The sequence below is a fragment of the Numidum massiliense genome, from assembly GCF_001375555.1.
In the GTDB taxonomy this organism is placed as follows: Bacteria; Bacillota; Bacilli; order Thermoactinomycetales; family Novibacillaceae; genus Numidum; species Numidum massiliense.
In genome coordinates, this window is the sequence record NZ_CTDZ01000009.1 from 149735 (window position 1) to 165984 (window position 16250).

Here is a 16250-nt window from a genome sequence, read left to right on the forward strand (position 1 = left end):
TACTTACCCTTTATTTTTTCTGACAGGACCAAATGATGGCGCTAACAATGACTAGATTAACATAAATCGGAAAGTTGTCAAGAACCTTTTGCAAAAAATAAGACGAAACGGGTACATCGCAAAAAGCTCGATTAGGGATTTAAATTGAAAAGGGGATAAAGTTACGGTATAATCTCATTAATTCGTGTAAGGGTTTTCGGTATTGGTACTAGAGATCTGGATTTGCTGAAGGATGTTGAGGAGTTTGTTGACTACTTACGTAAGGAATTAAACCGATGAGCAAGAAACGTATGGTCTATATGAGTATTTATGCGCTCCTTTTGTTAATCATTGTTAGTTGGAAGATTTATTACGACTATAAAGCCAATGCGTTTTATCGCGTGGTTCAAGATGGCGAGGGTGTTATTGAGCAGACTGATGCGCTGTTTTATAACCCATATAGTTCATTTAGGAAGATCAAGAGCATTTTGGATAAATATGACATTTATTTTAGTACTAAAGAATGGACAGCGATGGTAACCGGAATATACATTGAAAAGAAAAAAGGGGTTAGTTACAGATATAATTTCTTTAACAATGGAGAAATAACAATATCCGTCGAGAATGATAATAAAGAGAATCGAACATTTTTTTCTGCCAATTATAGTAAAGACGGTTTTGAGGAGAGATCGGATCAACGGACTATGACAGAAGAAATGAATAAGTTTTACCAAAAGGACACAATTGAAGAATACAGGAAGGTTTTGAAGCTCATTTACGATCATTGGAATGAGTGAAATCAGTTAAGAGATGTAAGGGTAAAGGGCTTTAACTAAATGCTAGCTACACTTCTAGCTACTTATGGAAAAAGCTAATAGAGGAGCGCTGCACATTGAAGTTCCTAACCTCGTACATTTGTGCCACATTTTCAGCAATCCTTATTCTGGGGTTACCAATTTTCGACTTCGTATTCGACTCCGATGAATTTATAGTAGAGTGGCCCTTTTTTGTGTTAGGTACAACCGTTTTTTCATTGTTTGGGTGTACTATTGGGGCATTCCTTTTTTTCCTAGCGGGAGAAAAAATGATGCGTTTTTGGGTTGGAATTTCGTCGTTTTTTGTTCTAGGTTTGGGATACGGCTTTCTTATAACAGTGGTTACAGATGACAAGTTTAACTTTCTTTATTTTATTTTGGCTACAGTTGGTTCTTTAGTGTTTTATTTCATCCGCCTAATCCTAGAAAAAAGCGAATACGCCTAATTTAGCGTAAAGGAAACAAAAAGTCCCTCCTTACCGCGAATGGCATATTACGCTACCTACTCATGCTAATGCCATATTCCGCTACCTGCTCATGCTAGTGGCATATTCCGCTATCTACTCACGCTGTTTCCAATACACCTTCCCAGCCACATCGTTATCGTTCGTTTTTAGGCGTGATCAAATGGGAGGAGATTGGACACATCTTTTTTATCACAATGGCAACAGGGAAAAGGAGGAGAACGGTTAACGATTCCCCCTCACCCCGCACCGAAGGTTTCTTTAGTAGAATCTCGTAACGGATCGACCACGTCACAGAACAGATCTCACGCTAATCCTTAAAAAAACTGCGGCAAATACTCCTTATGTGCTTCTAACAAGTCGTCCAGCACGCGTTTCGCCAACTCGTCGCTCGGTACGAGCGGGTTAATGCTCATCGCTAACAGTGCCTGCTCGTACGAGCCGGTGACGGCAGCTTCGGCGGCGACTCTTTCAAACGACTTAATGTGCTGCACGAGTCCGTTGACGGCGACGGGGAGATTGCCGACAGCGAGCGGCTGTGGACCGTGTTTCGTGACGACGCAGTTAACTTCGACAGCCGATTCGTGCGGCAGATCGGCAATGGCACCGTCGTTGCGCACGTTTAACGTTTGAATGTCACCTTTATCGTTGTAAATTGAGTCGATCAAATTGCAGGCGGCATCGCTGTAGTAGGCACCGCCTCTTTGTTCCAGTTGCGGCGGTTTAATCGCTAAATTTTCGTCTTTGTACAGTTCAAACAGCTCTGCTTCAATGTTTTTAACGACTTCCGCGCGCGTCGTCCCCGTTTCGAAGCTTTTCAATTCCTCGTCAAGAATTTCTTTCGTTTTATAGTAGTAGCGGTGATAAGGACACGGAATGAGTTTTAACGAGCGAATAAAAGACGGCTCCCACGGAATCGGGGCGATATTTTGCATGTTTGGCTGGTTGTCCGGATTCGTGAGCAGTTCAATCACTTGATCCATGACAGAAACGCCGTCGACAAACACGTCCAGCCCGTACACGAGGTGGTTCAGTCCCGCAAATTTGATCAGGACGCGTTCGTAAGGGACGTCGAGCAGTTTGGCAATCGTCATGCGCACGTTGACGGGCAAGTTGCACACGCCGATGACTTTATCGTGCGCGCCGTAGCGGAGGAGCGCTTCGGTGACCATCCCTGCGGGGTTTGTGAAGTTAATGAGCCAGGCATCCGGGCACAGTTCTTGCATTTCCGCAGCGATGTCCATTAACACCGGAATCGTGCGCAACCCTTTGAACAGCCCACCTGCACCGTTCGTCTCTTGTCCGATCATGCCGTACTTGAGCGGGATGCGCTCATCTTTGATCCGTGCGTCCAACAAGCCGACGCGCATTTGTGTCGTCACAAAGTCGGCGCCCGCGAGTGCTTGTTGGCGGTCGAGCGTCAAATGGATTTCCATCGGAACTTGCGCTTTTGCCACCATCCGCTTGGCCAAATTGCCGACGATCTCCAGTTTTTCTTTTCCTTCCGGAATATCGACGAGCCACAGTTCGCGGACTGGCAATTCGTCGTAGCGGCGGATGAGTCCTTCCACGAATTCTGGCGTATAACTAGAGCCTCCGCCGATAGTGGCAATTTTAATACCTTCAGTCGTCATTGGTATCACCTTTCAATGTAAGAGGATGCTTATATATTGCGAGTGCTACGAAAACATGCGCGCGATGCTTTTGTACAAATGTGTAAAGGGTGCAATCGTCTATAAAAATAGTACGACAAAACTTAAGGGCAAACATACTGCTGCCGAGAAGAGCAATCGCTTATGCAGCGGTTTTTTCGGCCGTTTTTTACTGCTTATTGCGATCGCGACGGTCATCGCAAACGTGCTAGAGAGGCTCGTCGTTAAGTAAAGACTCCACTTGACGGACAGGCCGATCTTTATGAGCGGTGGTGGGAAGAGAAACAAGGCAGTTGCAACGATAAACATAAACACGAACACCGCTTTAAAGCCTATTTTCGGTATGACCATTTCCTCACCTTGTTTCATTCGCAATCACCTTCTTTACGTTAAAGTGTTAACGATCATCCGTTTACTCGTGCGTTACGTTGGGAAAAGGGAAAAGTGGGAGTCCCTTCCGCTTCCCACTTTTCTTGTTGTGACGGTAACAGCATACTTATGCCGCCGTTTCGCCTTGTTCCATCTCCACCATTTTTTTGTCGTACATTCTAAAAAATGGTAAGTAGATGAGGAAGGAGATGAGGATGTTGACGAGTACGAGCACGATTGCCTTCCAGTCGCCCCCCGTCGCTAAGTAAGCGCCAATCGGGGCGGGTAATGTCCACGGCGGGTGCGCGTACGTCGGCGTCACCAACCCAATCGACGTGACAATGTACGAAAGTGTCGTTGTGATGAGCGGTGTCACCATGAACGGAATGATGAGAATCGGGTTTAACACGATCGGTACCCCGAAAATGACCGGTTCGTTAATGTTGAACAGACTGGGGACGATTGTCGCCCTTCCTAGTGATTTCGAGTATTTTGAGCGGGCGAAGAAGAGCATGGCAATCACAAGTCCTAATGTCGCACCCGAACCGCCGATCCAAACGAACCATTGGTAAAACATTTCTGGAGCGACGTGTGGGAGTGTTGCTGCCCCTTCTGCCGCTGCGGTAGCGTTAGCATGTTCATACATCGTCCACAATGGCCGTGCCACTGTGCCGACGACAGATACACCGTGAATCCCGAAGGACCAAAAGAACGTAATGAGAAACACGGGAATGAGGACGCCGATTAGACTGTCTCCCGCTTTAACGAGCGGTGACACAGCTTGTTGCACTAATGCGTGTAAGTCGAGCCCGAAAACGACGGTAATTGTCGTCATTAGTAAAATGACGATCGTCACTGGGATGAGCGCTTCAAAGGAGCGCGCCACCGACGCTGGGACTTGCTCCGGCATTTTAATTGTCCAGTTATTTTCTTTACAGAGGCGTAAAATTTCTACCGCCACGATCGAAACGATCATCGTGACGAACAGCCCTTGTCCTCCGAGGTTTGCCATTGGCAAGTAGAAACCGTCATCTTTGATGAAGTGGGGAACGATCGTAAGTAATAGTGACGCGACGGCAAGTTGAGCGCCGGACAACGGGTCAAGTTTATAACTTTTCGCCAAGTTGTAGCCGACACCAAAGGCAATGTACAGCGACATGATGAACATCGTCATCCGGAACGGGATTAATATTTCTGTTTGATGTGCTGTCGCCCATTGCGTGTATCCCCACGATTCCGGCAACGGTGGCATGGCAAAGATTAAAAAAAACGAACCGACAATAATGAACGGCAAGGCGGAAATGACACCGTCTCTAATTGCTTGTAAGTGCCTCTGCTCGGCAAGCCTTGCCATCGGACCGGACAACTTATTCTCTAGAAAATCGACAAATTTGTTGCTCATGGCCCCTCTCCCTCCTAATGTTTAAGGCGTGAATATCACCGCGACTGAAGGTTACTCCGTTAGCGATTGTTCCGATATTTGTATACTCACTTGTTTACTTCGTGAGTTCTTTCACCGTTTTCAACAAGATCGGGCCACCGAGCGGCGTATAGCCTTGCGGTGGAATTTTGCCGCACGGCACGCCGGCTTCGTCAGCGGCTTCTTTCACTTGATCGAAGCGGTGCCGAATTTGCGGGGCCACCATACATACGTCCCACCCTTTTCCAATTTCCGAAGTTACTTCAGACGTCCCGATGGCGTGTACTTCCATCTCCATGCCATTTTTTTCAGCTTCTTTTTTTAGTGCGTTTACAACGATGGCGCTGGACATGCCTCCTGAACAGACGAACAAAACTTTCATTTCAATTCTCCTCCTGTAAGTGCTTAATTTTTTTGACCGCGTGGTGCGTATTGACAATGCGTTGAAACACTTGGTCGCCTTTTTCGATACACAAACCGATGAACAACATATCGATGACTGCTAATTCGGCGATGCGTGCGCTCATCGTGCCGATGCGGATGTCGTGCTCCTCCGCGGAAATGTTGAGCACGATGTCAGCTTGGCTGGCGGCCGTCGATTTTCCTAGCTGTGTCAGTAGCACCGTCTTCGTGCCTGTCTCTTTCGCTGTCGTTAACAGTTGCAAGATTTCCTTCGTTTCCCCTGACGTCGAGACTAGAAACAACACGTCTTCGTCATCCATGTTGGCTGCCATCATCATCTGCACGTGAAAGTCGTTAGACTGGAACGCGTGACAGTTAATGCGTAGCAGTTTTTGCGCCAAGTCTTGTACGACGATCGATGACCCTGCCGCGCCGTACAAATAAATGCGGTTGGCCTGATGGAACGCTTGCACGGCAGCGTCTAAAGCTTCGAGCGAGAGAATTTTACGCGTATGGTTAAGCGAATCGATCGACCTCGCGGTAGCTTTATCGACAACTGTGCGCATGTCATCGTTAAAATCAAAGGGGGAATCGACGATCGCTGCCCGCGTATGCTCTTGGTGAAGGCCTTTGGCGATTTCGATCTTCAACCCTTTAAAACTATTAATGCCGATCCGCTTGCAGAAGCGGATGACCGACGCTTCACTACTGTTGCAGGCGGCAGCGAGTTGTTTCGTCGTCATATTGACGACGTCGCTCAAATGGTCTGCCACATACTGAGCCACGTTCCGTTCGGCAGAGGAAAAATGGGGCATCTGGTTGTTAATGAGCTTCATAACAGACAATTTCGAAAGGATCACCTCCTGCAGTCAATCTGCCCCTGCTAAAGGGCTTTCACCGCTATTATAAACCGACTGAAGTTTTATTTCAACGACGTTCACATATTAGTTGATTTATTATTTCAGTCGGTTATAGTTATAATGAAAGTGTACAAGGTGTACAACGAAAAAGGAGAGGGTGGCGACATGAGTGAATTGAACTTGGAGCAATGCATTTTTGAAATTATCTCTCACGGCGGGAATGCAAAAAGTACCGCCTACGATGCGTTAGAAAAAGCGAAGGCGTACGATTTTACTGCGTGTGACGCCTTGATGGCGCAGGCCGACGACGAATTAACGGAAGCACACAAGACACAGACGACATTAATCCAAACTGAATTGCAAGGTGAGTCCTTCGAAAAATCGTTACTACTAATTCACGCGCAAGACCACTTAATGACGGCGATCAGTGAGATGTCCCTGATTAAAGAAATGATCGACATGTATCGCAAAATGAGTGAACTAGAACAGAATCGGTAAGGGGGAATCGCCGTGAAAAAGCGGCTTGGCGTGTCGATTTACCCGCATCATTCGGATGTGGCTCGCGATATGGACTACTTGGAGACGGCCCATCGTTACGGTGTTGAGCGGGTGTTTACGTGTTTGTTGTCCGTGGACGGGAACAAGGATAAAATCTTGGCGGACTTTAAAGAATCGCTCGCCTGTGCGAACCGGTTGGGGATGGAAGTGATCGTCGACATTAGCCCACGCGTGTTAAAAGAACTTCAGCTTTCATACGACGACTTAGTATTCTTTCACGAGTTAGGGGCGGCCGGCATTCGTCTCGACATGGGCTTTTCTGGTCTGGAAGAAGCGAAAATGACGTACAATCCGTACGGGTTAAACATTGAGATCAACATGAGTAATGCGACGCGGTACTTGGACAACATCATGTGTTACCAACCGAACCGCGACCGGTTAATCGGGTGCCACAACTTTTACCCGCACAAATACGCCGGGCTCGCTTATGACTTTTTTATAGAATGCAGTGAAAAATTCAAGGTGCACGGGTTGCGGACTGCCGCCTTCGTCTCCTCGCAAGCAGCCTCTTTCGGGCCGTGGCCGATCGTCGAAGGATTGCCGACACTGGAAATGCATCGGGACCTACCGATCGACGTGCAAGCAAAGCATTTGTACGCGACCGGGTTAATCGACGATGTGATCGTCGGCAACGCTTACGCTTCGGAAGAGGAATTACAGCGCTTAAGTGAGGTCAATCGAGAAATGATCTCCCTCGCAGTAACGTTACACGAAGGGGTTACTGATTTAGAGCGGAAAATCGTTTTTGACGAATTTCACTTTTACCGCGGCGACGTGTCCGATTACATGATTCGTTCGACGCAGAGCCGGGTGAAATATCGCGGACAACCGTTCCCGCCACACAACACGCAGCCGATTAGGCGCGGCGATATTTTAATCGAAAACGATTTATACGGGCAGTACGCCGGCGAGTTACAAATTGCGCGACGCGACATGGAGAACTCCGGAAAGACGAACGTGGTGGGGCGGATCCGCGAAGGGGAAATTTTCTTGATCGACTATATTAATCCGTGGGGAAAATTTTCGTTTACGGAGTATAAAAGATAAGAAATAATATAAAGGCGGGAAGTGGAAATGAACTTACAAAGTATTTTAACAGAGCGCAGAAATCCCGCGACGGAACAGATCGACCAACTGTCGACGTTAGAGATTGTGCAATTAATTAACGATGAAGATCAAAAAGTGCCGCAAGTGATTGCCGGTATTTTACCGACGATCGCCACAGTCGTAGACAAGATCGTAGAGCAGTTAAAAAAAGGTGGCCGTTTAATTTACGTCGGGGCAGGGACGAGTGGTCGCTTGGGCATTTTGGACGCTTCTGAATGCCCCCCGACATACAGTACGCCGCCAGAGCAAATCGTCGCCGTCATCGCCGGGGGAGCAAAGGCGATTCAAACGGCGCAAGAAGGGGTCGAAGACCGTCCCGAAGAAGGGCAAGCGGCGATGGTTGAGCTGGACGTATCCGCCAACGACATCGTGATCGGGATCGCGGCAAGTGGCCGTACGCCGTATACGGTTGGGGCGATGGAAGAAGCGAAGGCGCGCGGTGCAGTCGTCGCAGCTGTCGTCTGTACGCCCCATTCGGCGATGGAGCAGGTTGCGCATTATACGATGAAAGCGGAAGTCGGGCCGGAAGTGATTACGGGATCGACGCGCATGAAGGCTGGGACAGCGCAAAAACTCATTTTAAACACGCTGACGACGACGGCGATGGTCAGAATCGGGAAAGTGTACAGCAATTTGATGGTTGACCTCACTGCGACGAACGAAAAGCTAAGGTTGCGGGCGCGAACAATCGTTGCCGAAGCCGCGGGTGTCAGCTTGGAGGAGGCGGAACGGGCGCTCGCGGCATACGGAAGTGCCAAACCGGCGATCCTCTCGCTCGTCACCGGTCTTACGGGCGAGCAAGTGACGCAGTTGTTGGCAAAGCACGACGGTTATTTGCGCCGGGCGATTGCGGAGGCTGTGCGGGGGGACGAATGAGGCACAAAGTAGCTTCACATGCTTCGTCCGTGACGGGAAAGGTCGTCCGGTGACGGGAAAGCTCGTCCGTGACGGGAAAGGTCGCCCGGTGACGGGAAAGATCGTCCGGTGACGGAAGTGTTCGGTATAAGTCTTGGCAAAACAGGAGATGAAACAAAGAAATCGAAATGAAGGCATGCGTTTTCACAGGTGATGCGAGAAGCGAGCAAAGGAGCTCTCGCGTTGCCGAGTGGAAAGGCGTGCCTTTTTTTTGCTAGAACATTCATTCGCTGACCGACTGTTGTCGCAAGACAATGATAAGTTATAAAAAAAAAAGGAGTGATGCTCATGAGTGAAAGCAGACAACGCGTCCTCGCTTACCGCAACGAAGGCGCGTTGCCAAATACGAAGGCGATCGACACGCCGCTAGGGAAAGTTCTCGCCGCGACGATCTTTGCGGTGTGCGTGTTTCTAATGTTTCATGTCAATTTCCGTGCGGAAAAAGACGTAGACTACATTTTTGGTGTCTTAATGTCGATCACGCTCGCCTATTTTTTGCTAAAAATGCTTATTTCTTTTTTTTATACACCAGCAAAAGGGGAACCAGGCGAGCATAAAGTGTCCGTCGTCGTGCCTTGTTATAACGAAAACACCTATTCGGTGCAAGTAATGATCGAGAGTTTGCTTAAACAAAGTTACCCGGTGCACGAAATTATTTTTGTCGACGACGGCAGTGCCGATATTACGACGTATCAAGCGGTCAAAAAGTTGGCAGAGGAGAACCCGAAGATCCGTTGCCACCGCTTCGACAAGAACAAAGGCAAAAAAGAGGGGCAGAAATGGGCGTTTGAGCGGGCGACAGGGGACATTATTATGCTCACCGACTCGGACAGCTATATTTCTCGACATGCTGTCAAAGAAATGTTGCGCCAGTTTCGGGACGAGAAAGTGTCCTCTGTCGTCGGTCACATTAACGCGCGCAATGAGAATGACAGTTTCATCACGCGACTACAAGACATCCTGTACCAAGGAGCGTTTCGCGTCGGTCGAGGGGCGCAATCGGTGACGGGAACGGTGCTCGTCTGTTCTGGGGCGCTGTCGATGCACCGAAGAGAAGTCGTCATGGACAACCTAGACTTTTTCATGAAAGAGAAACGACTTGGGATCGCCATAAAAAATGGAGATGACCGCTGTCTGACGATTGCCGCTTTAAAATCGGGTGGCAAGACGAAGTACCAATCGACAGCTACTGCGGTTACTGACGTTCCGGAAGATTTGACGAAATTTTTCAAGCAGCAGACCCGCTGGGCGCGCTCGTTCTTTCTATACAGTATGGTGAGCTTGAAATATGCGTGGAAACGGCCGTCCTTTCTCTTTTGGCTAATCGGGGAAGGAGCGATGTGGGCACTGTTTACGACATCAGTGATTCAGTCTTTAACGAAGGTGACGAACCTGACGGCTACTAATTGGCAAATGTACGCGTACTATACGATTTGTTATTTGATTCTCGCGTCGCTCAATCACGGCCTTTACTACATTTTTCGCAATCCCTTCCGCTATTTTTTGGCGCCACTATTTGCACTGGCACACATGGCGATTATTTTTCCGGTAAGGCTGTACGCGTTGTTGACGATTTGGAAAGACAATTGGGGGACTCGTTAAAAGAGTGACGAGAAAAATAATTAATCGCAGGAGGAATTGTGACATGTCTTTAGCAGTAGAAACAGTAAAGAACCATTATTTCCAAGCGCTTAAAAGCAAACTGCAACATGAAACGGCGAAAATGGGCGTCGTCGGCTTAGGGTATGTCGGCTTGCCCAATGCGGTGGCCAAGGCGAAAGGCGGTTATCGAGTGACTGGTTTTGAAGTGGACGCTGCGAAGGCCGAGCAAATTAACCGCGGGACGAGTTACATTTCGGACGTGCCGAGTCGTGAGCTCTCCGATACCGTTCGGCAAGGGAGATTAACGGCGACGACCGACTTTCGCGAGCTGGACGATATCGACGTTGTTTTCATTTCTGTACCGACGCCTGTCGACGCCTACAAACAGCCGGACTTATCGTATGTGAAACGTGCCGCTGACTCGGTTGCCGCGCACATTTCGAGTGGGACGCTCGTCATTTTGGAAAGTACGACTTATCCCGAGACGACGGAAGAAATTGTCGTTCCCGCTTTACGAGCTAAAGATTTTACCGTCGGGGAAGACGTGTTTGTCGCCTATTCGCCGGAACGGATTGATCCCGGCAACAAACAGTTCAATGTTGAGAACACGCCGCGCATCGTCGGCGGGATGACGCCACAATGTACCGAACTCGCCTGTTTAGCGATCGGTACGCATACGTTTGCGGTCTCCAGTCCGAAAGTGGCCGAACTCGCAAAAATTCATGAAAATACGTTTCGCTACGTCAATATTGCGTTGGCAAATGAGTTGACGTTAATTTGTGAAAAAATGGGGATTGACGTGTGGGAAGTGATTGACGCTGCAGCCACGAAACCGTACGGTTTCACCCCGTTTTACCCTTCCGCTGGGGTCGGTGGCCACTGTATCCCGATCGATCCGTATTACTTGACATACAAATCGCGCAGGTACGGCGTCCGGACGAGGTTATCGGAACTGGCAGGGGAGATTAACGATTACATGCCCGAGTACGCGTTGCGCCGCATTGTCGAACTACTCAACAGGCAAGGAAAGGCGGTCGCCGGTAGCCGCATCGCCTTGATGGGAGCCGCGTATAAACGCGATATCGCCGACACGCGCGAATCATCCGTCTACCGCATTTACAGCGGATTAAAAAAAATGGATGCTGATCTCGCGATTTTCGATCCGTACGTTTCGGAAATCGTGGTCGGCGGCAAGCGCATCGACGTCGCTCCCCCAGATTATGAACGCATTAACACGGCCGATTTGGTGGTCATTCTGACGGATCATACACAAGTTGCTTACGATCAAATCGCGCAGATCATCTTGGACACGCGCAACATTTTGCCGGGTTCGGAGCAGGTGTATAAGTTGTAACGTAACATTTACCAATCTGGCTGACTGTACTAAGTAAAAATACCATTATCCTATAGACATAGAATGAATTAAACTGACCGTTCCGGTGTACAGAACGAGTCGGTTTAATTGTACCTTTTTGTACCTTTTTTAGTGGGATACTGGTAAAATGTAGGTAGTTAAGTATGCGCCAAGCAACCGTCAAGCAATCGTCACGTAATCGCCATGCAATCGCAGGTGCCAACGTGATAACGTATACATATACATACGTTTGTCTGTTCGTCGTTGTATTCATTTTTCAACATGAGGCCGTTGACGATATGTCCGTTGACAGTGGCATACACATCTTTTATAATACGGATAAATATAGAGTTGCTAACGTTGGCAAAAAGGAAGAAGGGGGAGGGTAGGTTGCGCAAGATCACGATTAAGGACGTTGCCGAAAAGAGTGGTACATCGATTCGCACCGTGTCGCGCGTCATTAACAACCATCCGAACGTCAAACGGGAGACGCGGGAAAAAGTACAAGCGGTCATCGACGAACTCGGGTTTAAAGTAAACTTAGTCGCACGGAGTTTGAAGGAACAAAAAACGAATCAAATCGTCGTGTTTATCGACCAGCGCAGCGGGAAGTACTGGGGCGCGTACCACCACGAAATTTTTCACGAGTTGCACCGATTGGCCAAAAACAGCGGCTACCGGATGGTGATCTCTGCCTCCTCTCCGGAAAGCTTTGAAGAAGACGACAACGACGGGTTTCACCTCGTCAAGCACGGTTTGTGTGATGCGGCGGTTATTTTTGACTCGACCGTCGACGACAAGCGCGTCACTTATTTGAAACAGAGCGGCATCCCGTTCGTGTTGATCGGTAAGAGCCACCGCGATTACGACGTGTCTTACGTCGACGTGAACAACTTCTATATCGGTTACTCAGGTGCCCGCCACTTATTTTCAAAAGGCTATAAAGCGTTCCCGCTCTTTTTAGGGAACGAGAAATCGATCATTAATCAAGAACGGGCGAAAGGATTTCGCGCGTTTTGCCAAGAGCAGCAGTTGTCGAACGACGTTTATTTCGGATTGACTGACTTCCAAGCGGTGTATGAAAAAATCCTCGCCGCCATGCAGGAGCAGGAAATTGACGCCGTGTTCATTTCCGGGGACGAGCGCGCACTCGCCGTGTATCGGGCGGCGATGGAACGAGGATTGTCAATCGGTCGCGAGTTCGGCGTTTTAGGCATCGACAACTTGCAAATGAGCGAGTATATGTACCCACCACTTACGAGCATTGCCCCGCCAAAACGGGAGATTGCCGAAGCAGTGCTTCGCCTGTTAATCGAGCAAATGACCGACAAGGCATACGTCGCCCAGCAGATCGTGATCACACCTTATCTCGTTGAACGACAGTCACTTTAGTTGAGCCAGTCACTCTAGTTTAACGTCAGTGACTGTCGTTGGGCGCCAGTCGCTGCAGTCAAACGATAGTCGCTGTAATTGAACCCGTCACCACTTCGAACGCTACGCTGTAAAGGTTACAAATTTGCTATCGTTGGCGGAAGGGCGTTAAAGGCATCAAGCAGGGATGAAACAGTCATGTAGAAAGCATGAAGAAGGCATAAGAAGGCATAAGAAGGCATAAGATGAACCGTTTGTCACACCATAATAAGGTAATCTATATATTGCACATTTAGGAGGAAAACAGATGGAGTTTCTAAAAGTTAGCCCGGAAGTACAACGCGCCCTAGACGAAGGTCAACCAGTCGTCGCTCTTGAGTCGACGATTATTTCCCACGGCTTTCCGTATCCGGAAAACGTCAAAATGGCGAAAGAAGTCGAGGGGGTCATTCGTGAAAATGGCGCTGTACCGGCGACGATCGCTATTTTAGACGGTAAAATTTGCGTCGGACTATCGGAGGACGAAATTAATGTACTCGCGACGTCGCCCGATGCGTTCAAAGCGAGCTACCGCGATTTGCCACGCGTGTTAGCGGGTAAAATGATCGGTGCAACGACTGTCGCTACGACGGCCTACGCCGCGCATTTAGCAGGTATTCGCTTCTTTGCGACCGGCGGACTCGGCGGCGTACACCGCGGCGTCAACGAAACATTCGACATCTCTGCTGATTTGCCAACGTTGACAAAAACGAAGGTATGTGTCGTTAGTGCTGGCGTGAAGTCCATCTTAGACGTTCCGAAAACGGTAGAGTACTTAGAAACGCTCGGCGTGCCCGTTTACGGTTATGAAACGGATCGCTACCCCGCGTTTTACACGCGCGATGCCGGCATTCCCGTCGAAAAAATTGCGAAAGACGAACTCGTGCAGTTACTGAAGACGCAAGACCAGCTAGATTTAGACTACGCGGTTTCTCTCGCTGTCCCGATTCCCGAGGAAGATGCACTCGATCCGGATTTCATCGAAAAAACGATCGCGGATGCGATTCGCGAGGCGGAACAAAAAGGTATAAGCGGCAAAGCAGCGACCCCCTTCCTACTCGCAACGATTAAGGAGAAGAGCGGCGGCAAAAGTGTGGACGCCAACATTGCGCTCGTGAAAAACAACGCAAAAGTAGCGGCGCAGCTCGCCGTCAGCTACCACCAGTCATGATTACAGTCGTTGGCGATTTAGTCGTTGACTTTTTGGTTAGTAAAGGCGCCACGAATTTTGCTACAGATACGGACGGGCGCATTCAGCTCCGTCCGGGCGGTCAGGCGAACAACGTCGCGCGCTTCGTCGCGTCCGAAGGGGCGCCGTGTCGTCTCATTGGAAAAGTAGGGAGTGACCCGCTCGGCACGTATCTCATTGACGAGGCAAGCAAACACGGAGTCGACTGTGAGGTCGCCAAAGATGCGGAAGTGGAGACAGGGAAAATTGTCATCTTGGTCGACGAGCAGACGGGTGAGCGGTCGATGATTACTGATCGCGGTGCGAACACGCGTTTAACGCCGGATGACCTCGTCGGTATTGAAAACAGCGACATCTTGTACATGTCCGGCTATGCGTTCTTTGAAGACAAGCCGCGCGAGGCGATGCGAGCGGCAAAAGAAGTCGCTCGCGAAGCGGGCATACCGGTCGCCCTCGACCCGAGCTCCACCTACTTTCTGCAACGACATAAAGAGGCATTTCTACAATTTTTGGACGGCGTCACGTTTTTGTTTCCGAGTTACGAGGAAGGGGTACTGTTGACGGGAGAGAAAGAGCCGCAAAAAATTGTCGCGGCACTAAGGAAATTCGTGCCGATGCCGGTTTTAACGTGCGGGGAGGAAGGGTGTTGGTTTTACCGCGATGGCTCTTATGTTGCGTTGCCCCCGCCCAAAGTGTCAGCCGTTGACACGACGGGTGCTGGAGATTCATTCGCTGGAAGTTTTCTCGCCACATATTGGCGTACGCGCGATGTGACGCAAGCCGCCAAACGCGCGGTAGAAGTTGCGGCACAGACGGTAACGTACGTCGGGGCGTTCAAGGATTGACCGAAACGATCCACCGTAAGGATTCACCGTGTGAAACGCGCGAGTTTTTGCTTCGGAGTTCGGTAGTGGAGACATTTTGTGACGTAGCGATACGTTTTTCGGTTCAGGCACTGGGGAATCCGTAAAGCTTCACTCTGGTAGCTGTTTTGAGACTATTGACGGTCAAACAGATGCTCGGGGTGGAGCCTTTTTTTATAATAGGAAGGGATTTATCAAAAATGACTGTTGTCCCAGCATCGCCCATGTTGGTATCGTCGTCTGGATACGATACAATAAAAGCGACACGAACGCGGCCTTACCATGCGGCCTTACCAAGTGGTTAGGGGGGGACACAGCTTGAAATTTTTCATTTCATATATGGTTTCTCTCTTGTTTTCAATGGTCGCACTTGTGTTGCCGTTTGTACACAAGATGATGTCTGACGGTTTTTTCTACTTTACCGTTATGTTGTCTATTGCGTTGTTCTTATTGGTTCCGCTATCATTTCTCGGGTGTGTGATAGCGGAACTCGTTTTTACCTTGAAAAAAGAGGACTTTACAAGTTTAAAATCCGGGACGCCAACGTATGTGTCGCTTGGGCTAGCTTTCGGTTTGCTAGTGGAATTAATTTTTTCCCAGCAATCGTATGTAGGTGAAAATATGTTTCTAGCGTTTGTTTATTTCGGTTTCGTATCGATCGTCGGATTGCTAGCGTTTTATTACACCCGCTATACGTTAGAAAAGAAACAGTCTAGCCTACCTCGTCAGTGAAGGGAGCGGGGAAGAAAGAGGGAAGGGGAAGTAACTATGCGACTGGTTCGTTTCACGACTGTTACTGTTACATAAATGAGATTGTTACATAATCCAACTAAAGGAGGGATGTGGTTTGCGATTTATATTGTCCTACTTGGCTTCGTTATTGTCAGCCGTTCTTACGCTTGTGATACCGGCTCTCGGAAATAGGAGTTTTGGTGAGTTGCTGGAAGGGTTATCCATCTACTTGACTTTTTTAATCCCGCTATCGTTCGTCGGGTGTATCTTTGGAGAAGCGCTGTTTGCGTGGAAAAGGGAGCAGGTGATGCGGATCACGAGTGGAGTCGTGTGGTACGTTTTTCTCGCTGTAGCGTATAGCTTTTTGTTCGTATTAGTTTTTTCAAGTTCAGGCGATTCCTTCGGGAATTTTTTATCGTCCGTAATGGCCTTTAGTATTTTGACGACGATTGGGGCGTTAGCGTTTTATTTTACTCGCTTGGTGTTTGAATGGGAATATGCACGACGCTAGTGATGTAAGAGTTAAGGGGCTAGACGCCCCTATTACGCGCGAGGATCA

Annotated in this window: 16 protein-coding genes; 11 read left to right on the top strand and 5 right to left on the bottom strand. The window is 48.8% G+C overall.

Going from position 1 to position 16250, the window contains the following annotated elements; genetic code table 11:
- Positions 1–275 precede the first annotated feature (275 nt).
- Complete coding sequence (locus BN1247_RS01285; RefSeq protein WP_054948761.1) at positions 276–776, top strand: hypothetical protein; 501 nt, start codon at positions 276–278, stop codon at positions 774–776.
- A 799-nt stretch (positions 777–1575) separates the two neighbouring features.
- On the opposite strand, the gene BN1247_RS01295 is transcribed toward BN1247_RS01285, so the two are convergent.
- The 5 genes from BN1247_RS01295 to BN1247_RS01315 all read right to left on the bottom strand — a co-directional run bounded on the left by BN1247_RS01295 (position 1576) and on the right by BN1247_RS01315 (position 5937).
- The gene (locus BN1247_RS01295) at positions 1576–2892 is read right to left on the bottom strand and encodes a 6-phospho-beta-glucosidase (protein WP_054948763.1); all 1317 of its coding nucleotides are present in this window, start codon (positions 2890–2892) and stop codon (positions 1576–1578) included.
- Positions 2893–2991: 99 nt separating this feature from the next.
- Positions 2992–3279: a hypothetical protein gene (locus tag BN1247_RS01300; RefSeq protein WP_054948764.1), complete on the bottom strand. Its 288-nt coding sequence runs from the start codon at positions 3277–3279 to the stop codon at positions 2992–2994.
- A 127-nt stretch (positions 3280–3406) separates the two neighbouring features.
- The gene (locus BN1247_RS01305) at positions 3407–4681 is read right to left on the bottom strand and encodes a PTS sugar transporter subunit IIC (protein ID WP_054948765.1); all 1275 of its coding nucleotides are present in this window, start codon (positions 4679–4681) and stop codon (positions 3407–3409) included.
- Between the two features lie 94 nt (positions 4682–4775).
- Complete coding sequence (locus BN1247_RS01310; RefSeq protein ID WP_054948766.1) at positions 4776–5081, bottom strand: PTS sugar transporter subunit IIB; 306 nt, start codon at positions 5079–5081, stop codon at positions 4776–4778.
- Position 5082: 1 nt separating this feature from the next.
- Positions 5083–5937 carry a MurR/RpiR family transcriptional regulator gene (locus BN1247_RS01315; RefSeq protein ID WP_054948767.1) on the bottom strand — a complete coding sequence of 285 codons (855 nt, stop codon included), beginning with the start codon at positions 5935–5937 and terminating at the stop codon, positions 5083–5085.
- A 189-nt stretch (positions 5938–6126) separates the two neighbouring features.
- Here BN1247_RS01315 and BN1247_RS01320 point away from each other — a divergent pair, with 189 nt between their 5' ends.
- From BN1247_RS01320 to BN1247_RS01370, 10 genes are all read left to right on the top strand, one after another.
- Positions 6127–6459 carry a PTS lactose/cellobiose transporter subunit IIA gene (locus BN1247_RS01320; protein WP_054948768.1) on the top strand — a complete coding sequence of 111 codons (333 nt, stop codon included), beginning with the start codon at positions 6127–6129 and terminating at the stop codon, positions 6457–6459.
- Positions 6460–6471: 12 nt separating this feature from the next.
- Positions 6472–7566 (top strand): DUF871 domain-containing protein, encoded by a 1095-nt coding sequence (locus BN1247_RS01325; protein WP_074011026.1) that lies wholly within the window; start codon positions 6472–6474, stop codon positions 7564–7566.
- 27 nt (positions 7567–7593) lie between these two features.
- Complete coding sequence (murQ, locus tag BN1247_RS01330; protein WP_054948769.1) at positions 7594–8502, top strand: N-acetylmuramic acid 6-phosphate etherase; 909 nt, start codon at positions 7594–7596, stop codon at positions 8500–8502.
- A gap of 327 nt (positions 8503–8829) precedes the next feature.
- The gene (locus BN1247_RS01335; RefSeq protein WP_054948770.1) at positions 8830–10143 is read left to right on the top strand and encodes a glycosyltransferase; all 1314 of its coding nucleotides are present in this window, start codon (positions 8830–8832) and stop codon (positions 10141–10143) included.
- 43 nt (positions 10144–10186) lie between these two features.
- Complete coding sequence (locus BN1247_RS01340; RefSeq protein WP_054948771.1) at positions 10187–11497, top strand: nucleotide sugar dehydrogenase; 1311 nt, start codon at positions 10187–10189, stop codon at positions 11495–11497.
- A gap of 390 nt (positions 11498–11887) precedes the next feature.
- On the top strand, positions 11888–12889 hold the full coding sequence (locus BN1247_RS01350) for a LacI family DNA-binding transcriptional regulator (RefSeq protein ID WP_054948773.1): 1002 nt from the start codon (positions 11888–11890) through the stop codon (positions 12887–12889).
- A gap of 286 nt (positions 12890–13175) precedes the next feature.
- Positions 13176–14078, top strand: a complete 903-nt coding sequence (locus BN1247_RS01355) for a pseudouridine-5'-phosphate glycosidase (RefSeq protein WP_054948774.1) — start codon at positions 13176–13178, stop codon at positions 14076–14078.
- A complete protein-coding gene (locus tag BN1247_RS01360) occupies positions 14075–14941 on the top strand; it encodes a carbohydrate kinase family protein (RefSeq protein WP_054948775.1) in 867 nt (288 codons plus the stop codon). The genes BN1247_RS01355 and BN1247_RS01360 overlap by 4 nt, the downstream gene beginning before the upstream one ends.
- Positions 14942–15277: 336 nt before the next feature.
- Positions 15278–15691 carry a hypothetical protein gene (locus BN1247_RS01365; protein ID WP_054948776.1) on the top strand — a complete coding sequence of 138 codons (414 nt, stop codon included), beginning with the start codon at positions 15278–15280 and terminating at the stop codon, positions 15689–15691.
- A gap of 115 nt (positions 15692–15806) precedes the next feature.
- A complete protein-coding gene (locus BN1247_RS01370) occupies positions 15807–16202 on the top strand; it encodes a hypothetical protein (protein ID WP_054948777.1) in 396 nt (131 codons plus the stop codon).
- Positions 16203–16250 lie beyond the last annotated feature (48 nt).